We start from the raw sequence: 19,208 nt of genomic DNA on the forward strand, positions 1-19,208 counted from the left end.
TAGTAATAATGATTTAAATGTCTAGATAAGGGGATGGAGTATGATTGAATTGGAAATTAGAGTGGAGCGTCTTAGGGAAGAACAAATCGGCGATATTGTAGCATTATCTTCTTATATTGGTTGGGATTATAACAGAGAAGAAATTGAAACAGTTTTTAACTCAGGTATTGTATATGGTGTATGGAATGAGAGGAAGGAACTTATTGCTAGCGCGGCAATTATATTATACGGGGAGGCGTTGGCATCTATCGGAATGGTGATTGTACATCCAAATTATAAGGGAAAAGGAATAGGAAAGGTGATAACAGATTCATGTATTAAGAGTGTATTAGCTCATACTCCCATTATGTTGATTGCTATGGATGAGGGAAAGCCTTTATACGAAAAGTTAGGATTCAGGGAAGTAAGCTATGTTTCTAAATATATATGTAACTCGTACAATGCGAATAATCATTGTATAGAAAATGAAGATTATATGATGAATTATGAAGAGTGTGATTTAGAAAAAATAATAAAAATAGATGAAAATGCGTTTGGAACAAATCGAAAGGGGTTTTTAAAGAAAAGGATTATGCAAAGTGAACAGTGCACTGTTGTGAAAGATAAGGAACAAAATGTACTAGGATATGGTTTGAGTATACAAACGCCAGAAAATAAAATAATAGGACCGGTAGTTGCTAAAAATGATGAAATGGCAATGAGAATTGTACATGATTTAGCAAGAGAGCATCATGGTAAATTAAGAATGGATGTACCAGAAGGAAAGAAAAAGTTTATGAAAGAATTAGAGGTTACTGGTTTCCAAAAGGTTAATAAACCACCAATAATGATGAAAAATAGTGATCAATTATTAAACAGGAATAATGAGCTATATAGTATTGCAGCGCAAATTTTTGGATAAAAAAGAATCCCTTTCGATTGAGGATTCTTTTTTATCGTTCATTTAATCACGGTATTGATCATGAATTGGCTGAAAGAGATCTTCCTCGATATCTCTCACCATAGAAAAATGATCAACGTTATAATGACCGTGTAAAGTTTTATTGTGATGACCAATAATTTGCTCTGCAGACAACACACTAGAATCAGTTGTTGAATGACCGTTTTTAATTAATGTAACGTCAAAGCCTTGTACAGTTGCTGTTCTAACAGCAGTGTCAATACAATGTTCTGTTTTACATCCACCTATAACAATATGATTAATGTTTTCTTCTTTTAAAAGTTCAAGTAAAGAAGTGCCATAGAATGAATTGGTTGCTGCTTTATTAATAAGGGTTGCAGACTGAGGTACTTTAATTTGATTATGTACTTCAAATCCTTCGCCACTACCAGAAGCAACATCGATATCTCTTACGAAAACAATAAGAGCATTTGAATCTATTGCTTTCTGTATGGCTGTATTTAGTGTAGATAATAGCTCGGTTTTACGAAAAACTTCATTTTCTTGCTCATTTCCATCAATTAATTCTTGCTGAGCGTCGATAATTAATAGTGCTTGTTTCATCGTGTCTCCCCTTTAATATGAAATAAGTTCCACTGTACATATTCCTTCATGTTGTAAGGAAATCCTCCATTACAAGCGAAGTAGAGACTGATTTACAAAGTTGTCAAAGAAAATTCATTCTCACAGCGTGTAAAAACATGTATGATAAGAAGTGGAGAATTTTTGAGTAGGTGGGAATATCATGCAAACAGTAGAAGATTATCTTTCATTCTTACATACGAAAGGATTTAAATTATCAGAGGAAGCACAAGGGTTTATTATGTTCGGACAAGGATATACTGGTGCATCTGATGGAATTGTGAACGCAGCAATTGAAGCGACAATTAAACATCAATTACAATTTGATGGCAGTTATTTCGTTGCGTTATTAGAACGATTGAAAGAGGAAGAAATTACAGATAAAAAAAGCGCTAAGGCTTTTATGCGGAAGTTACAAGCGTAACTTCACGCAGCCTGCGCTTCTTTTTTTGTTTTGGAAGGTAATTCAACAAAAATCATTCCTAAGAAAATACATAGACATCCGATAATAGCGGAAATAGAAAGCTGCTCATTTGCAACGAGAACGCCTGTTAATGCAGCAAAAACGGGCTCCATTGCGAAAATAATTGCTACTCTCGTTGGAGAAGTGTGTTTTTGTGCCGATGTTTGAATGAAAAAAGCAATGGATGTTGCAAAGAGAGAAGTTAGAAATAGAGCGAATAAGAAGGACTGATTCGTCCATAGTGACACTGAAAATAATTGTTCCCAATCTTCAAACAAAAAAGCGCAAATAGAAGAAAATATACCAACAGCTAATACTTGAGATGTGCTTAATAGTAAAGGTGATATTTTCTTAGAAAAGAAGCCGTTAATAAGAATATGGGCAGCGAAAGCGACTGCACAACCGAGAACGAGTATATCTCCAATGTTTAATTGAAAAGAATCACCAGCTGTTAATAAGTACAAACCTGCTGTTGCCACAGCAATACCAAGTACGATAAAAATGGTAGCTTTTTGTTTTAAAAAGATAAAAGACAAAATGGGCACCATAACGATACTAAGCCCTGTTAAGAAACCTGCTTTTGAAGAGGTTGTATAAAGTAAGCCAAATGTTTGTAATACATAGCCAACACATAAAAAGAATCCAACGATTAATCCAGCGAGGCTACTCTGTTTTATATCTTGTTTTGTAGTTTTTTTTGCGAAAATCATTTGAACGAATAATAAAATAATTCCAGCGAATAAAAAGCGAATACCATTAAAGGTAAATGGACCAACGAAAGACATAGCATTTTGAACGACGACAAATGTAGCCCCCCAAATAAAAGAGACAAATAATAAAGCAAGAGGAGCAATCCAATCTTTTTTCACACTCATACCCCCGTTAATTTTGTAAGATAGCTTTTCTAGCTAATTCATCAGCTACTTTATTTTGACTACTTGGAATCCACTTAATAAAAAAGAGATCGAAACTTTTTATGTACTGCAGTGCCTCCTCTAATAGTGGTGCAAACATTTTATTTTTTGCGTATTCTTTTTCAACAGCTCGCTCAACAAGTTGCGAATCTGTACGAAAAGAGACAATGTTATAATTATGCTCCGTGCAATATTTTAATGCCGCAAGTAAAGCGTGGTATTCTGCTTCATGATTGGACATTGTCCCAAGGGGCAATGATAATTGTACAGCTGGTTGCACCCCTTTAATAAATACGCCTGCACCAGAAGGACCAGGATTTCCTTTTGATGCACCATCAATATATACTTCAATCAAAATGGGAAACCTCCAAATGATAAGATGATCCCCTACTTATATGTTTCCTTTTAAGTAGGGGATAGAGTAACTTAGCCGATTGTAATACTATAACGACATGTAAATGTTTCATTCGCTTGTAAAGATTGAATTCCTTTTTTCTCCTTGAAATCTTTTGCTGGAGTTACTTCATCGGCAATTCCGTACCAAGGTTCAATACATAAGAAAGGTGCATTCTCACCTGGTGTCCATACGCCAACAAATGGGAATCCATCAAATTCTACTTTTACAAATTTATTATGTTTATGAGAACGAATAGAGATTTCATCCGTATTCATATTTTCAAAAATAAGGGCATCATTTTTGAATAAATCATATGTAAGTGGCAATTCAGTCGTATTTTCAGCGATTAATTGCTTTTTGTTTGAAAGATAAGGTCCTTCTAATACACTTGTTTCTAAGCGTTCAGAACCATTAAATGATAAATGATAATCTGTAAATGATTCGCCCTCTAATAAGGGGAAGTTGAAACCAGGATGTGCTCCGATTGAGAAGAACATCTCTTTTGAACTAGGATTGTTTACTTCATATGTTACATGAACGATTTGTCCGTCTAGCTCATAAGAAACAAGTAATTCGAATTCATATGGGTATTTTTTTAATGTTTCTTCATTACTAGTAACGATATAAGTGATCTTTGTTTCGCTTTGTTCTTTCACAGAGAAAGTAAGATCACGAGCGAAACCGTGTTGTGTTAATGAATATGGTTTACCATCTACGTAGTATGTATTATCTACTAATCGGCCGACAATTGGGAATAAAATGGGTGCGCGACGTCCCCAATATGTAGAATCACCTTGCCATAAATATTCTGTGTTGTCTTCTTTTAAGCGAACGCTTTGTAATTCTGCACCTTTGTCAGAAATGGAAACGATCACTTTTTCATTTTGAATTGTTGCTGTCATGAAGTGAAACCTCCTAAATCTTTCATATGTTTCATTATACGTTGTCTAAAAGAAAAAAGGTAGTTTATGATAGGAAATCTATTGACGAAAGAGGGGCTACCACGTAAAATATAATCTTGTTGCTTAAAAAACGAATAACGTGGTTCGAAACCATCCCACGTAAAAAAACTAAGGAGATTTTGTCATGAATATTAGAACTTTAGTCGGTAATGGTATTTTAGCGGCATTATATATTGCTGTTTCTATGCTTATTCAGCCATTTGGCTTTACGAATGTACAATTTCGTATTTCAGAGATGTTTAATCATCTCGTTGTATTTAACAAGAAAGCAATTTACGGAATTGTATTAGGTGTATTTTTAACGAATCTCTTTTTCTCACCTATGATCGCTTATGATTTAGTATTTGGAGTAGGTCAATCTATTCTTGCATTAGTTGCAACAATTATTTCTATGCGATTTATTAAAGGTGTTTGGGCTCGTATGATTTTTAATACAGTTATCTTTACGATTACAATGTTTATGATTGCAATTGAACTTCATCTTGCATTGGGTTTACCATTTATGTTGTCTTGGTTAACATGTGCAATCGGTGAATTTGTTGTAATGGCCATTGGTATGCCTGTAATGTACTGGATTAATAAGCGAGTACAATTTGAAAGATTTATGTAATAGATGAAAGAGCTATTCCTATAGGGATAGCTTTTTTTGTATGTAATCACATTGAATATAATGCTGTGACTCTAGATAAAATATAATAAAATAAAGTGAGGCTTTCATTAGCTGGCTACATATAAGAAGTCTTACATAAGGGGAATCTAGTATGAAATATAAAATTCATTGGTTGTATAAAACGAAGCGTGGATTGCAGACGGAATTAACAACAGATTATATGAACATAGAAGAAGTACTTCAATTTGCAGAGGATTTTGAGAAAACAGGAAGAGCTAAGGAACTTTTATTTTACGATGAAATGGATGCAGAATGGTCATTAAAGGAAATGAAAAAACTGAGTAAACAAGTAGAGGAAGAGCCCCAAGAAATACTCGTTTATTTTGATGGGGGGTATGATGTGCAAACGAAAGAAGCTGGCGTTGGTATATGTGTGTACTATAAAAAAGGAAATACAAACTACCGAATTCGCCGCAATGCATATATAGAAGGTATAGATGATAATAATGAAGCGGAATATGCATCACTATTATACGGTATGAATATACTCGAGGAATTAGGGATTAAATATGAAGCAGTTACACTTCGCGGAGATTCTCAAGTTGTATTGCAGCAATTGGCGGGAGAATGGCCTTGTTATGATGAACATTTAAACCATTATTTAGATCAAATTGAACAAAAGGCGAAGCAAATGAAATTAAAACTGGTATGTGAACCGATATCTAGAAAACAAAATAAAGAAGCACATCAATTAGCAACGCAAGCATTAGAAGGGACAGTCATTGATAGTCATAAAGAAATAACCGAATAGAGAGGTGCAAAGGTGGATAAAAAGCAACTCATTACAGAGGTAAATGACTTATTAGAAACGTATTGTGAAGGGTGTTTTTTGCGAGAACATAATCGAAAGACAAATAGTAAGTATTATGCTCATTCCTTTTGTATCAGGCAATGTACAGTTGGAGAAACATTGAAAAAGTATGGAGAACAGTTGTCATGAAAAAACATCCAGAGAAAGTTCTCTGGATGTTTTTTTAGTGCTTTGCTTCGTTTAATTGCTGCTCGCATTTGCTTAGTTTTTTTTCCTCGTTCATTAAAAATGGTTCATCTAAATCTACTGCAACAGATTTCATAATTTCAAGCTGTGAGCGAGCTGCTTCTACTGCAGTAGTAGCATGCTCTAATGTGTCTGGATCCATTGAAATTGTCGCAGAACCTACCATCTTTTGTGCTGTTTCTACACGGAATTTTACTTCTTCAAAATCATTTACTTCTGATCCCATTGTTATTTCCTCCTTTGTAAATCGCGCACTTCACATAGTTTTTGCTCTGTAAAACGGAAATATACAAAGGAATAACAAAGGAGGTTACCAAGTAAGGTAACCTCCTGTTATATGTTGGATTAAAGTTTTACTACGTTAGCAGCTTGAGGTCCGCGGTTACCTTCAGTGATATCGAAAGATACTTCTTGACCTTCTTCTAAAGCTTTGTAGCCGTCACCTTGAATAGCAGAGAAATGTACGAATACATCGTCAGCGCCTTCCATTTCGATAAATCCAAAACCTTTTTCGTTGTTAAACCATTTTACTTTTCCTTGCATGTTACAATTCCTCCTAAAAGCGTTTACTATTTTCATTTAGTGAAATTCATTTAAAAAATAATATAAACTAAAAATGCTATATTCTTGAATATTCTGCTAAATGATTAATTTAAATATACACGAATTGGTAGAATTTAGTCAAGTAAGCGATTTTATTTTTTTGTATTTTTAAATAATTTTTCAGCCGAATTTTTAAATAGGTATAGGACAGGCCGAGTATGTAATAGTCTTAATTGAATGCTATACATAATGAGGTGAAAGAATGAATAAGTCTTATTTATTAGATAATGAAGGAATGAAAAAGAGAACTGACATACCAAATTGGGTTACAAAAGAATTTCAAAATTTTTCGAGTGTTGTGCTAGAACCAACTTTCCCGTGTTATTTCGGTTTAACAGCTTTGAAAAAGAATGAACTTCGTTATTCGTTTCTTTCTCATAATGATTGGAGTCATTTACCGCATACAATGTTATCTTTTTTAGAGTTAATGAAAGAGCGCCCAATTGTAAGAAGAGGCTTTTTTCTTTTTGTAGAACCGGAATGTGAGGAACAATCACTTGAATATTATCGTGATTACTTTTGGAAAGTACTACAATATTTACACGGAAACGATGATCAAGAATGGCCGAAGCAAATTCCTGAAAATCCAGACCATTACTTATGGGAATTTTCATTTGGCGGGGAACCGATATTCGCATTTGGAAATGCGCCAGCGTATAAACAACGAAAAACTAGGCACTTAGGAAATTCTCTCGTTATTGGATTTCAACCACGCACCATCTTTGATGGATTAGAAGGGGATCGTCCTAAAGGAGCATATTCAAGACAAACGGTCCGAGATCGAGTTGAAAAGTGGGATCAGCTGCCAAAGCATCCTAACATTAGTCATTATGGTGATCCAGATCATCGGGAATGGAAACAATACTTCATAGGAGACGATGTAGAGCCGATAAAAGGAAAATGTCCTTTTCTTCATAAGTTAGAAAAGTAGAGCCATCATCCGGATGGCTCTTTTGCATATTTTGGATAAAAAAGGGTATTTTATTAGTAAATATTTTGATAAAAGCTAGTCTATTTTTAATCATTACATCATTACTTAATAGTAAAGGAAGTAGAAAGGATAGAGCGATGTTTGGAGCGATTATACAACAAATTGTATTAGGTATTTCATTAGCTGCGCCGGTAGGTCCGATTAATATTGAAATGTTAAAACGAGGAATTGAACGAGGTTTTTGGCATGCGTGGGTTGTTGGAATTGGTGGAATGACTGCAGATATTTTGTTTATGCTTCTCATTTATTTCGGTTTATCTTCTGTGTTTATGTATACATATGTACAAGCTTTTATGTATTGCACAGGGTTTTTCTTATTATTTTATTTAGGATTTCAAAGTGTAAAACAAGGAATTTCCCACACGAATATGGAATATAAAAAGGAAGAGGTAGGTGGCCTTAAACAATCGTTTATGGCAGGTTTTTTAATTGCGGTATCCAATCCGTTAAATCTTGTTTTTTGGTTTGGTATATACGGAAGTACACTTAGCTCATTGCTTACGAAGGTAACGAAACAAGAAGCCTTTTTGTATAGCCTTTGTATTATCGTTGGCATTATTTTATGGAATTTAAATATCGCTTTTTCTGTCCATTTTGGCAGGACGTTATTAAAGCAAAAAGCACTTGGCTATATAACAGCCGGAGCAGGTATTATTTTAGTAGGATATTCTATCCATTTTGCATACAAAGCTTTACAGTTGTTCACATAAGATTGAAGGGGAGATTTTCATGTATCGAACCACTATTGACGGAAAAGAAATTATTATTACGCTAGCACCAAAAATCCGAAAAGAAATTACTGATAGGAATCCACTATATGAAGCGGTATTTCATAATGCAGCAAGATTGCTACAAACAAAGCAACCGACGTTTGCAGTAAATCATGAAATATTTGGGCTCATTATTGGAGAAGTGCAAAGAGGAGAAGTAACAGTATTTGCAGTGGAACATATTATTCCGAAGCAAAATATATTTGGACCGAACAATTTTTTCTCGACAATAGAACAGCAGGCAAATTTGTAAAGTGAATAGAATAAGAATAGAAAAGAAATAGTCGTAACGATATGTTGCGGCTGTTTTTTTGGAAAAGGGGGAAATAAGATGAAGAAAGTGGGGAAAGAGTTCTTTTTACAACATGATATCGTTATTATGTATAGTATTCTATTTATTTTCATTATTATTTTAAAAATGCAATTTTTCTCTTGGGTTGGCATGTTAGCATGTATGTTTGGGATTGTTTTCTATACACTTAATGAATATATGACACATCGTTTCTTATTCCATATAAAGCCACCTAAAAACACATTTCTATTAAAAATGCTAAGAAGATTACATTATGATCACCACGTATATCCAGATGATTTAAAACTTTTATTTTTACCTGTATGGTTTAGTATACCTAGTTTTACTATATATTTACTTATAGCATATGGTATTACGAAAAGTGTTACAATTACACTTTCATTTGGAATCGGAATGATTATTATGTTGCTCGTTTACGAATGGAAACATTATATTGCACATAGACCGATTCGTCCCTTCACTAAGTTTGGAAGATGGCTAAAAAAACAGCATATATTACATCATTATAAAAATGAAAAGTTTTGGTTCGGTGTATCGAATCCAGTATTCGATTTTATATTTGGAACGCTTAAAGATGGAAAAGATGTTGAGTTAAGCGAAACAGCTCGTAATTTAGAAAAGGAAAAAAAGACAAAAGTAGTGCGTTAAGCATTGCTTTCGTCTTGCTGATTAAAGTTACACTTTATTTTGAAAAAGTATATTAAAAATTTAGGAGAAATTGCCGAAAAATGTCTAGCGAAAAATCTTTGCATGAATGTATGGATTGTCTAAAATGAATATAAGTTTCTGAATATTTATAAAATTTAGTCTTTTGGCATGCAAGGGGGAAGTGTATTTCAAGTAAGAAAGGGGATCGGAGAATGAAACGAGACGATACGTCGGCACGTAAGTTGCAAAATGAGGTGAATTATACAGAGGTTGTTCAGTCTGAAGAATTTCAATTGTTATTAAATACGAAAAAGAAGTTTATCATTCCGATGAGTATTTTCTTTTTAAGCTTTTTTATTGCATTACCTATTTTAACATCGTATTCAAAGGTGCTCAACACCCCCGCATTTGGTGACGTTACATGGGCGTGGGTATTTGCTTTTGCACAATTTATCATGACGTGGGCACTATGTATGATTTATAGCAAAAAAGCAGAATCCTTTGATGAAATCTCCAGAAAAATTCTGCAAAACATGCAAAAAGGGAGGGGATGAGTTTGAATACGACTGCTTTTGCACTATTTTTAATTATCGTTCTTGGTACGCTCGTCATAACCTATTTTGCATCGAAAAAGACGAAAAATGCGAGTGAATTTTATACGGCTGGAGGGGGATTAACTGGTTGGCAAAACGGACTGGCTATTGCTGGAGATTACATGTCTGCTGCGTCATTCCTCGGTATTGCTGGAGCGATAGCCTTAACTGGATTTGATGGATTTTTTTATAGTATTGGATTTTTAGTTGCGTATTTAGTTGTATTATACCTAGTTGCAGAACCGCTTAGAAATTTAGGGAAGTACACATTGGCGGATATGATTGCAGCGCGTTTTGATGCGAAAAAAGTTCGCGGTATTGCCGCACTGAATACGATGACAATTTCAATTTTTTATATGATTGCCCAATTAGTCGGTGCAGGTGCACTTATTAAATTATTATTAGGAATAGAATATACGACATCAGTTTTAATCGTGGGTACATTAATGACAGTGTACGTTATTTTTGGTGGTATGACTGCTACGAGCTGGGTACAAATTGTTAAAGCTGTACTACTTATGGCTGGTACATTTATTATTTCTGTTATTGTTTTCTCAAAATTTAATTTCAGTGTGACTGAAATGTTCGCTCAAATGAAAACAGCTACCCCACTAAAAGATTCATTTTTAAACCCGGGAGTAAAGTATAAAGATGGTCTTGATACACTTTCTTTAAATTTAGGACTAGTACTTGGTACGGCAGGATTACCGCATATTCTTGTCCGCTTTTTCACAGTACGTGATGCCAAAACGGCACGTCAATCTGTTGTGTACGCTACGTGGTTAATCGGTGCATTTTATATTATGACGATTTTCTTAGGATTTGGAGCAGCAGCGTTTGTAGGAAATGAGGCAATTATAAAAGCGAATCCAGCGGGTAATATGGCAGCACCTTTATTAGCTAAAGCGTTAGGTGGGGACTTCTTATTTGCTTTCGTATCAGCAATTGCCTTTGCAACAATTTTAGCTGTAGTAGCAGGACTCGTATTAACAGCAGCATCAGCATTCGCCCATGATTTTTATAATGAGATTATCCGTAAAGGGAAATCAACAGAAAAAGAGCAAGTATCCATGGCTCGTTATGCATCTATTGGCGTGGCGATTGTATCTATTATACTCGCTTTATTTGCGCAAACATTAAATGTAGCATTTTTAGTATCACTCGCATTTGCAGTTGCTGCTAGTGCAAACTTACCAGTAATATTATTCACAATTTATTGGAAGCGTTTTAATACAACGGGAGCAATTTGCGGTATGATTGCGGGTCTTGTATCAGCAATCGTTCTCGTAGCGTTAAGTCCAAACGTTTGGAATCCTGTGGCTGGAAAAGCTATTTTTGTCGGGGAAGCGATATTCCCATATACAACACCGGGGATTATTTCGATCCCGCTCGGGTTCCTTGCAGCATATTTAGGAACTGTTTTATCGAGTAAGAAAGAGGACGCAGCGAAATTTGATGAAATCCTTGTGAAATCTAATACTGGTCATGGTATTAGCGATGCATCTTCACATTAAATAAAAGAGGAGCTTTTCGTATTAAAAGAAAAGCTCTTTTTCTTTTGTCATTTTCTTATAAAGTGAAACTTTAATCAGTGGGGGGGCATCCCCACTGATTATTAATTGAACCAATCGGGCTTTTACGAGAAGTTAATCTCCCACCTAACTTCTTTGCTCCAGCTGAATTTTGGGGTGGGATTTTTACTGCCCGTTAATGCGGGATAAATATTACTGCGTTGTAAGTAGGATTTGTCAAAATTTTGTGGAATGAAAATAAGCAGGGAGAAATTTAAATCATCATGGCACCAGCGCAGATTTTGTGAAAAATAAGTTGTTATGGAAGGTGGAAGAAATGATGAAAACGAAACAAACTGACGAATTATTAGCAAAAGATGAGCAATATGTTTGGCACGGAATGCGTCCCTTTAGTCCAAGTAGTACAATGGTAGGGGCAAAAGCAGAAGGGTGCTGGGTTGAAGATATACAAGGAAAAAGATATTTAGACGGTATGAGTGGTCTTTGGTGTGTAAATAGTGGATACGGAAGAAAAGAGCTCGCAGAAGCGGCTTATGAACAATTACAAACATTATCGTACTTTCCAATGTCACAATCACATGAGCCAGCTATAAAGCTTGCTGAAAAGTTAAATGAGTGGCTTGGGGGAGAGTATGTTATTTTCTTCTCAAACAGTGGTTCAGAAGCGAACGAAACAGCTTTTAAAATAGCAAGGCAATACTATGCTCAAAAAGGTGAACCACATCGTTATAAATTTATGTCACGTTATCGCGGGTATCACGGGAATACAATGGCGACGATGGCAGCAACGGGACAAGCGCAGCGTCGATATCAATATGAGCCGTTTGCTTCAGGTTTTTTACACGTAACACCGCCGGATTGTTACCGTATGCCTGAGATTGAAGGACAGCATATTTATGATGTAGAATGTGTGAAAGAAGTCGATCGTGTTATGACGTGGGAATTAAGTGAAACAATTGCCGCTTTTATTATGGAACCAATTATTACAGGCGGGGGCATATTAATGCCACCACAAGACTATATGAAAGCTGTTCATGAAACGTGTCAAAAACACGGTGCGCTACTTATTAGTGATGAAGTGATTTGCGGTTTCGGACGTACAGGAAAAGCATTTGGATTTATGAATTATGATGTAAAACCTGATATTATTACAATGGCAAAAGGTATTACGAGCGCATATCTACCATTATCTGCAACAGCTGTGAAAAAAGAAATATATGAGGCTTTTAAAGGTAAAGGAGAATATGAATTCTTCCGCCATATTAATACATTTGGTGGAAATCCAGCAGCTTGTGCATTAGCACTTAAAAATTTAGAGATTATGGAAAATGAAAATTTAATCGAGCGATCTGCACAAATGGGTTCCCTTTTATTAGAGCAACTAAAAGATGAAATTGGGGAACATCCACTTGTTGGGAATATTCGAGGGAAAGGTTTACTAGTTGGAATTGAATTAGTAAATGATAAAGAGACGAAAGAACCAATTGATAATGATAAAATAGCAAGTGTCGTAAATGCTTGTAAAGAAAAGGGCTTAATTATAGGACGAAACGGTATGACAACAGCAGGATATAATAACGTTTTAACATTAGCGCCGCCTCTTGTTATTTCAAGTGAAGAAATAGCCTTTGTTGTTGGAACTTTGAAGACGGCGATGGAACGTATTTAATAAATAGAGAGAGGAGCGAGCTGTAATATAAGGCTCGCTTTTGTTTAGTAGGAGGGGACTTTTGATGGAGAAATATGATCCTAACAAACATTATCACATCGGATATTATGAAGACGGATATGATTTAGAAATAACAGCTTACAAAAGAATAAAAGAACCAGTTTGGGATGCGTATATTCCACACTATGAGGTAGACGATTTTTACAAAAAAGTGGAGAAAATGAAGCTAGGTGAATATATAGATGACTATGGTATTAAAGTATATTCATTTAGTAATGACATCGATGATGAAGAAGCACGAACTATTTTTGAAAACTGGTTAAAAACGAATGGAATTGTTTAAAGATAAAATGAAAAAGGAGATTACTATCTTGTAAGATAGTAATCTCCTTTTCTTATTCTTATAGTAAACTTACTTACTTGCTTGCTTTCATTGTTTTATCTTTTGCACCAAAAGTGTATTTTAACATTGGTGGTGTAATCATTGTAGTTAAAATAACGACAATAACGATAGCTGTAAAGTAATCTTGTGCTAATAGTCCAGAAGAAAGTCCTGTACCTGCGATGATAAGTGCAACTTCACCACGAGAAACCATACCAGCACCGATAATTGCAGAAGATTTTGCATCAAAACCAGTCATTCGTGCACCGAATCCACAACCGATTAGTTTTGTTAATACAGCGATTACTGTTAATGCTAGGATAAACCAAATTTGATTGCCAATACCGTCAAATGTAATATTCATACCGATACTAACGAAGAATACTGGAACGAACATAGCATAAGCAATTGGTTCTACTTTCTTTTCTACTTCATGCTTGTAGTTCGTTTGAGAAATTGCAATACCAGCAGCGAAAGCACCGATAATACCAGCAATTCCTAATAATTCGCCGAAATATGCGAATGAGAAACAGATGATAAGCGCAGCGCTCACGATGGACTCAGATACGCGCAGTGGTGATAACCAACGCATAATCGCTGGTACACCTTTCCATCCAATTAAAATGATAGAAGCGAAGAATACTACTTTCTTCAAGATAATCATTGTTAAGTTAACGTCATCAGTTCCTAAGAAGCTCATTGCAAATGCTAATAAAATAACAACAAGAATGTCATCAAATACAGCAGCTCCAAGCATCGTCGTACTTTCACGTGTTTTCATCTTACCTAAATCACGAAGTGTTTGAACGGAAATACTAACACTTGTCGCACATAGAAGTAATCCTAAGAATACAGCGTTTCCTTGTTCCATTCCCATAACAAGACCGGAAACGTAACCACCTACGAATGGAAGAATGATACCTCCGAGTGCAACTGCTAAAGAAGAATTACGATTTGCGTTTAATTCTTCTAAGTCGGTTTCAAGTCCAGCCATAAACATTAAAAGAATAACCCCGACATTACTTAGTTGAGTTAGAAGCTCTGAATTTTCAATCCAACCTAATACAGCTGGACCGATAACGATACCGACAATTAATTTACCTAATACAGAAGGTTGACCTAATCTAACACTAAGATCACCAGCAAGCTTTGTACTTAATAAAATAAGTGCAATTTGAAAGAAAAATTCGAATTCCATCTGATCCTCTCCTCATCATTTTTATTTTTATCATACGATTTCTCGGAATTTGCCTAATGAAAATATGTAAAACCCATTAAACAAAAGGGTCTGATTACAAGTTCTTTTGAACTCGTAATTTGAACCTGTAATTAATATATAATAAAATTTATTAAAAATCAATGAAAAAATAGCAGATTTTCATGATGGAATTTGATTTAGGTATGGAGGGAATCACTATATAATAAGAAGAAATAAAGTGACATTTTTAATGAATTGGAGAAGGAAACATGTTATTAAATAAACGTTTTACAATTGGAGAAATGGCAAAAATGCATAATATCGCAGAATCCACTTTACGTTATTATGATGAAAAAGGAATTTTTCATCCGTCCATTGTTGATCCTCAAACGAACTATCGTTATTACACAATCGATCAATTTTCACTGTTAGATATGATTAAATTTTTACGGCAGTTAAATATTCCGTTAAAGGAAATTAAACAATATATTGATGAGCGGAATCCATCGTATGCACTGAGTTTACTTGAGAAGCAGCAAGAGATGATGTTAAAGAAGCAAAAAGAAATTGAATATGCTTTAGCAAAAATGGAACATAGAATTCATTTAATAAAGAAGGCAACGAAAGCTGAAACGGATCGAATTCTTATTAAAAAAATACCGAAAAGAAAAATAACAGCGATTGCAGTGGCACCGAATACGACAGATGATATGTTTGATTATTATATCCATTCGCTTCAAAAAAATATGAAGCAACTGGATGATAGTCTATTTTCAGGAGATATAGGTGTGACAATTTCAAAAAAAGCATTCATGCAAAAGGAGTTTCAAGCATATAGCAGCGTATTTATTCTTTTGGATTATATGCCTTATCAAGTACATAGTTCAGATTCAATTAAAGCTGGTATCTTTGCGTGCGCTTATCATCATGGATCATATGAAGAAACAGGTGAAACATATAAGAAATTAATGGAATACATTGATCAAGAAGGATACGAAATAATTGGAGATTCAATTGAGATTGGATTAATTGATTGGTCTGTAACGGAAAATCCAGAGGAGCAAGTAACAGAAATTCAAATTCCCGTAATGAAAAAATAGAGTGTTGGGCTTTTAGTAATTACAAACCTGCATCAATTCCGATAATTAAGTTACCTATTTTTTTAATTCTCTCTTGACCTTCAAGTTACTTGAAGGTTTAAACTGTGAACAGAGCATTGAAAAAGGAGCATAACAGTATGGAAGCAACAGAAAAATTAAGAGAAAAACCAGTTAAAAGTTTATTTATTTCTTATTTAATACCAGCCGTTCTTGGAATGGTTTTAATGTCAGTGAATATTGTAATTGACGCGGTCATGATTAGTAGAGGAGTTGGGGCGAACGGTTTAGCAGGAGTGAACGTGGCTATTCCAGCGTTTTCAATTTTCTTCTCTATTTCATTATGGATTGGGATGGGCGGGGCAACGTTATATTCAATTGCATTAGGTGAAAATAAACGAGAAAGAGCAAGGTCTATTTTTACTCAATCTATGACGGTAGCAGTTATTATTGTAGGTATTTTAGCAGGTATTTGTTTATGGAGAATAGAAGATTTAGCATACTTATTTGGTGCAAATGAAGTAATTTTGCCATATGCGTTAGACTATTTACACGTATTATTAACATTTGGAATGATATACGTTTTAGAAAATATTTTAAGTACATTTATACGAAATGATGGAAATCCTAATTTAGCAATGGCAGGTCTTGTTGTAACGGCTGTATTAAACATAGTGTTTGACTATATCTTTATTTTTATTTTTGGATGGGGTGTAACAGGTGCTGCTTCAGCGACTATTCTTTCGGCAGCGATTGGTTTCCTTGTATTATTAACTCATTTCTTTAGAAAAAGTAGTATTTTAAAATGGACGAAATTCCATTTTGAATGGGATACTGTCAAACAAATTATGGTGATTGGTTTCCCCAGTTTTACAGCAGAAAGTACGGTTGCAATCGTAACGATTGGTTTTAATATCGCATTTGTCCAATATGCAGGAGAAGCAGGAGTAGCTTCCTATGCGATGGTGAATAGTATTCATGCAATGGCATTACTATTATTCTTCGGTGTAGGTGCTGCATTGCAACCGATTGCGAGTTTCCATTATGGTGCAAACTTATCAGAAAGATTGCGTGAAGGATTGCAGTTTGCTGTGAAAATTGCTGTTGTACTTGGGGGTATTGCGATAATTGTCGGATTATTCTTCGGGAAATATATCATTGGTCTATTTGATGTCCAATCTCCAGAATTATTGGAGTTAACATTAACGGGTATTAGCTTATTCTTTATTCAATACGTATTTTTAGGCTATAACATTGTGTATGGAGAGTACTTCCAATCAGTGCGACAAACGAAGAAATCAGTACTTATTATAATGAGTCGAGGGTTACTATTTATCATTCCATTGTTATGGATTATGCCAAAGTTATTTGGGATAAACGGAATTTGGCTCGTTATGCCAGTTGCGGAAGTAATGACCGCGATTATCGTATTTACGATGAATCGTACGAAACATCCTGTTCCATTAAATATGGCAGGAGAGAAAGAAGCGATATGATGAAGAAAATCCCCTTAAGCAATTAAGGGGATTTTTTATTCCTTTAAACTAATCGCAAAAGATCCATCCGTTTCTTGAACAGAAGCGAAAGCAACGTTTTTAATATGTGTGATTCCTTTTTCTTTTAATTCTTTATATAACCATTTTTCATCTTTATGAATTAACTTTAAGTTATCGTATTGAATTTGTGAATCGACGATAAGTGCAATTGGTAATCCAGCATACTTAACTTCTATGTTTAAATCTTTTGGAGTTAATGGTACAAGTTCTCTTTTTGGTAAAATACTAATAGCGCCGTTCGCTTCTAAAATAGCGTATTCAATTTCATGAACACTTGGATATCCTGCAACGCGAAGATTTGAAAGTAGTTCTGCAATGGGGTATCTACTTTTTTGTAAGTTCTCAAAAATAATATCACCATGTTTAATTAAAATGATAGGGTGTCCGAGAATAAAACGATTTAGTTTGTTAAATAGGCTTAATTTTGTAAGGAGTAAATGTAAACATGTAATAACAACCATACCGAGAAATGCTTGTAAAGCACCAGAGACAGGTATGGCCTGGAAAGCTAAATAAGATAAAAAGATTATAGCCCCAAAATCATGAGGAGTTAGTTGTGCTAACGCGGATTTACCGAGTAACTTGAGCGATAGTAAAAATAAAATAAAAAAGAACGACACGTTACATAAAAAGAGAAGCAATAGAGACACTCCTTCGTGTAAAGTTGTACTTACTATTCCCGAAAGTAATATAAATATTACCTTTCGGAGGATAAATTAGGGTTTATTGGAATTTGTCTGTATACAAACAAATAAATGGATATTATCATGAAGGAAGTAAAAGAAAATAGGAGTATATGAATATGAGAAAGAAGAAAATACTGAAGTGCATTTTAGTTGTTATAATGATTTGCGCCGTGTATGCGGGGTTTTTACAATATCACATTTATAAGCATGGACATATGAATGCCACCTACGATGCTGATTACATAATCGTACTAGGATCGAAAGTAAATGGGACGAAACCATCTTATTCATTGCAATATCGTATTGATAAAGCAGCTGAATATTTAAAATCACATGAGAAAACAATCGCTATTGTATCTGGAGGACAAGGAAAAGGTGAAGACATTTCAGAAGCATTAGCAATGAAACAGGGATTAATAAAACAAAATATCGCAGAAGACCGCATTATAATGGAGGACAAATCTACGAGTACGGATGAGAATATTATATTCTCAAAACCGTTAATCCCAGCCGATATGAAAAAAGGTATGATCGTAACAAACGATTTTCATATGTTTAGAGCGAAAAAAATAGCGGCCAAACAAGGTTTACAATTAGAAGGTCTTCCGGCAAAAACACCGAAACCAATCATCATTCCATCGAATATACGAGAATATTTAGCGATTACACAATATTGGTTTATGAATCGAATATAGTGAAAGCGATCCCGTCTGAAATTTCAGGCGGGATTTAATTTGAGGAAAATCTTACAAATATGTCACGTTCGTGAAAGGTAAAACGATAGTTTCTAGAATGGTTTCCTGACATAATGAAGGTAAAAAAAACTATTTAGAGGTGAATCGGATGAAAGGAAATAATATTTTATCTTCGCTATGTTACTTTAGTATCTTTTTCGCTCCATTTTTACTGCCAATTATCGTGTACTTTGTTGCAGAAGATGAAGTGAAATATCACGCGAAAAAAGCATTTTGGTCACATGTTTTCCCATACGCAATCTTATTTGGAGGGCTAGCAGTATCAGGAATATTCGGTTTAGGATTCAATCAATCTGACGGTGCTGGAATTGGAATGATTATCACATATGCAGTGTTCATTCTTGTAGGAATTTACTACTTCATTTGGAATATCGTAAAAGGTATTAAAGTGTTGAAAACGGCGTAATAAGACAAGAAAAAAATTTCATTTACCGTATTGATAGACGTTTTAAAAAAAGAGCAATTCAAAATGAAGTGACCCCTAAAAGTT

The 19,208-nt window shown here is 34.6% G+C and carries 25 protein-coding genes and 1 riboswitch; of the genes, 17 read left to right on the forward strand and 8 right to left on the reverse strand.

Annotation, left to right across the window (positions count from 1 at the left end; translation table 11 throughout):
* The first annotated feature begins 40 nt into the window (after window positions 1–40).
* The gene (locus tag COK05_RS25385; protein ID WP_098614760.1) at window positions 41–901 is read left to right on the forward strand and encodes a GNAT family N-acetyltransferase; all 861 of its coding nucleotides are present in this window, start codon (window positions 41–43) and stop codon (window positions 899–901) included.
* Window positions 902–943: 42 nt separating this feature from the next.
* Here the strand turns inward: COK05_RS25385 and COK05_RS25390 are convergent, their stop codons facing one another.
* Window positions 944–1,504 (reverse strand): cysteine hydrolase family protein, encoded by a 561-nt coding sequence (locus COK05_RS25390; RefSeq protein ID WP_098614761.1) that lies wholly within the window; start codon window positions 1,502–1,504, stop codon window positions 944–946.
* A 181-nt stretch (window positions 1,505–1,685) separates the two neighbouring features.
* Between COK05_RS25390 and COK05_RS25395 the strand changes: the two genes are divergently transcribed.
* Entirely contained in the window at window positions 1,686–1,946 is a 261-nt protein-coding gene (locus tag COK05_RS25395; RefSeq protein ID WP_001195212.1) for a DUF6123 family protein, read from the forward strand.
* 2 nt (window positions 1,947–1,948) lie between these two features.
* On the opposite strand, the gene COK05_RS25400 is transcribed toward COK05_RS25395, so the two are convergent.
* The 3 genes from COK05_RS25400 to COK05_RS25410 all read right to left on the reverse strand — a co-directional run bounded on the left by COK05_RS25400 (window position 1,949) and on the right by COK05_RS25410 (window position 4,198).
* Window positions 1,949–2,854, reverse strand: coding sequence for a DMT family transporter (locus COK05_RS25400; protein WP_141539253.1), 906 nt, complete (start codon window positions 2,852–2,854; stop codon window positions 1,949–1,951).
* A 13-nt stretch (window positions 2,855–2,867) separates the two neighbouring features.
* A complete protein-coding gene (locus COK05_RS25405) occupies window positions 2,868–3,254 on the reverse strand; it encodes a reverse transcriptase-like protein (protein ID WP_000573873.1) in 387 nt (128 codons plus the stop codon).
* A 71-nt stretch (window positions 3,255–3,325) separates the two neighbouring features.
* On the reverse strand, window positions 3,326–4,198 hold the full coding sequence (locus tag COK05_RS25410; protein ID WP_098614763.1) for an aldose 1-epimerase family protein: 873 nt from the start codon (window positions 4,196–4,198) through the stop codon (window positions 3,326–3,328).
* A gap of 133 nt (window positions 4,199–4,331) precedes the next feature.
* Window positions 4,332–4,376: riboswitch (PreQ1 riboswitch) on the forward strand.
* A 6-nt stretch (window positions 4,377–4,382) separates the two neighbouring features.
* Here COK05_RS25410 and COK05_RS25415 point away from each other — a divergent pair.
* The 3 genes from COK05_RS25415 (at window position 4,383) to COK05_RS25425 (ending at window position 5,868) form a co-directional block, all read left to right on the forward strand.
* Window positions 4,383–4,868 (forward strand): QueT transporter family protein, encoded by a 486-nt coding sequence (locus COK05_RS25415; RefSeq protein WP_001026474.1) that lies wholly within the window; start codon window positions 4,383–4,385, stop codon window positions 4,866–4,868.
* A 151-nt stretch (window positions 4,869–5,019) separates the two neighbouring features.
* Window positions 5,020–5,679, forward strand: coding sequence for a ribonuclease H family protein (locus tag COK05_RS25420; protein ID WP_098614764.1), 660 nt, complete (start codon window positions 5,020–5,022; stop codon window positions 5,677–5,679).
* A 12-nt stretch (window positions 5,680–5,691) separates the two neighbouring features.
* Window positions 5,692–5,868 carry a zinc-finger domain-containing protein gene (locus tag COK05_RS25425; protein WP_000358801.1) on the forward strand — a complete coding sequence of 59 codons (177 nt, stop codon included), beginning with the start codon at window positions 5,692–5,694 and terminating at the stop codon, window positions 5,866–5,868.
* 34 nt (window positions 5,869–5,902) lie between these two features.
* Here the strand turns inward: COK05_RS25425 and COK05_RS25430 are convergent, their stop codons facing one another.
* A complete protein-coding gene (locus tag COK05_RS25430) occupies window positions 5,903–6,151 on the reverse strand; it encodes a DUF2564 family protein (RefSeq protein ID WP_000534400.1) in 249 nt (82 codons plus the stop codon).
* Between the two features lie 119 nt (window positions 6,152–6,270).
* The gene (cspB, locus tag COK05_RS25435) at window positions 6,271–6,468 is read right to left on the reverse strand and encodes a cold shock-like protein CspB (RefSeq protein ID WP_001161731.1); all 198 of its coding nucleotides are present in this window, start codon (window positions 6,466–6,468) and stop codon (window positions 6,271–6,273) included.
* A 262-nt stretch (window positions 6,469–6,730) separates the two neighbouring features.
* On the opposite strand from cspB, the gene COK05_RS25440 reads away from it, so the two are divergent.
* The 8 genes from COK05_RS25440 to COK05_RS25475 all read left to right on the forward strand — a co-directional run bounded on the left by COK05_RS25440 (window position 6,731) and on the right by COK05_RS25475 (window position 13,387).
* Entirely contained in the window at window positions 6,731–7,459 is a 729-nt protein-coding gene (locus tag COK05_RS25440; protein ID WP_098614765.1) for a YqcI/YcgG family protein, read from the forward strand.
* A 137-nt stretch (window positions 7,460–7,596) separates the two neighbouring features.
* A complete protein-coding gene (locus COK05_RS25445) occupies window positions 7,597–8,229 on the forward strand; it encodes a LysE family transporter (protein ID WP_098614766.1) in 633 nt (210 codons plus the stop codon).
* A 19-nt stretch (window positions 8,230–8,248) separates the two neighbouring features.
* Complete coding sequence (locus tag COK05_RS25450; protein ID WP_000286361.1) at window positions 8,249–8,542, forward strand: hypothetical protein; 294 nt, start codon at window positions 8,249–8,251, stop codon at window positions 8,540–8,542.
* Window positions 8,543–8,620: 78 nt separating this feature from the next.
* Window positions 8,621–9,250 carry a sterol desaturase family protein gene (locus tag COK05_RS25455; protein WP_098614767.1) on the forward strand — a complete coding sequence of 210 codons (630 nt, stop codon included), beginning with the start codon at window positions 8,621–8,623 and terminating at the stop codon, window positions 9,248–9,250.
* A gap of 212 nt (window positions 9,251–9,462) precedes the next feature.
* Entirely contained in the window at window positions 9,463–9,804 is a 342-nt protein-coding gene (locus tag COK05_RS25460) for a DUF485 domain-containing protein (protein ID WP_098614768.1), read from the forward strand.
* Window positions 9,805–9,806: 2 nt separating this feature from the next.
* Window positions 9,807–11,357 (forward strand): solute symporter family protein, encoded by a 1,551-nt coding sequence (locus tag COK05_RS25465; RefSeq protein WP_218010110.1) that lies wholly within the window; start codon window positions 9,807–9,809, stop codon window positions 11,355–11,357.
* A gap of 337 nt (window positions 11,358–11,694) precedes the next feature.
* Window positions 11,695–13,044 carry an aspartate aminotransferase family protein gene (locus COK05_RS25470; RefSeq protein ID WP_141539254.1) on the forward strand — a complete coding sequence of 450 codons (1,350 nt, stop codon included), beginning with the start codon at window positions 11,695–11,697 and terminating at the stop codon, window positions 13,042–13,044.
* A 64-nt stretch (window positions 13,045–13,108) separates the two neighbouring features.
* On the forward strand, window positions 13,109–13,387 hold the full coding sequence (locus COK05_RS25475) for a DUF3986 family protein (RefSeq protein ID WP_098614771.1): 279 nt from the start codon (window positions 13,109–13,111) through the stop codon (window positions 13,385–13,387).
* A gap of 73 nt (window positions 13,388–13,460) precedes the next feature.
* Here the strand turns inward: COK05_RS25475 and COK05_RS25480 are convergent, their stop codons facing one another.
* The gene (locus COK05_RS25480; RefSeq protein ID WP_098614772.1) at window positions 13,461–14,624 is read right to left on the reverse strand and encodes a cation:proton antiporter; all 1,164 of its coding nucleotides are present in this window, start codon (window positions 14,622–14,624) and stop codon (window positions 13,461–13,463) included.
* A 269-nt stretch (window positions 14,625–14,893) separates the two neighbouring features.
* On the opposite strand from COK05_RS25480, the gene COK05_RS25485 reads away from it, so the two are divergent.
* Window positions 14,894–15,724, forward strand: a complete 831-nt coding sequence (locus COK05_RS25485; RefSeq protein ID WP_098614773.1) for a MerR family transcriptional regulator — start codon at window positions 14,894–14,896, stop codon at window positions 15,722–15,724.
* A 137-nt stretch (window positions 15,725–15,861) separates the two neighbouring features.
* Window positions 15,862–17,217: an MATE family efflux transporter gene (locus COK05_RS25490; protein WP_098614774.1), complete on the forward strand. Its 1,356-nt coding sequence runs from the start codon at window positions 15,862–15,864 to the stop codon at window positions 17,215–17,217.
* A gap of 35 nt (window positions 17,218–17,252) precedes the next feature.
* Here the strand turns inward: COK05_RS25490 and COK05_RS25495 are convergent, their stop codons facing one another.
* Window positions 17,253–17,918: a DUF421 domain-containing protein gene (locus COK05_RS25495; protein WP_098614775.1), complete on the reverse strand. Its 666-nt coding sequence runs from the start codon at window positions 17,916–17,918 to the stop codon at window positions 17,253–17,255.
* 161 nt (window positions 17,919–18,079) lie between these two features.
* On the opposite strand from COK05_RS25495, the gene COK05_RS25500 reads away from it, so the two are divergent.
* Both COK05_RS25500 and COK05_RS25505 read left to right on the forward strand, forming a co-directional pair.
* On the forward strand, window positions 18,080–18,658 hold the full coding sequence (locus tag COK05_RS25500; RefSeq protein WP_098614776.1) for a YdcF family protein: 579 nt from the start codon (window positions 18,080–18,082) through the stop codon (window positions 18,656–18,658).
* Between the two features lie 148 nt (window positions 18,659–18,806).
* Window positions 18,807–19,124 carry a DUF4870 domain-containing protein gene (locus COK05_RS25505; protein WP_098614777.1) on the forward strand — a complete coding sequence of 106 codons (318 nt, stop codon included), beginning with the start codon at window positions 18,807–18,809 and terminating at the stop codon, window positions 19,122–19,124.
* Window positions 19,125–19,208: the final 84 nt, after the last annotated feature.

The organism is Bacillus cereus (assembly GCF_002567495.1).
Taxonomy (GTDB): Bacteria; Bacillota; Bacilli; order Bacillales; family Bacillaceae_G; genus Bacillus_A; species Bacillus_A cereus_AQ.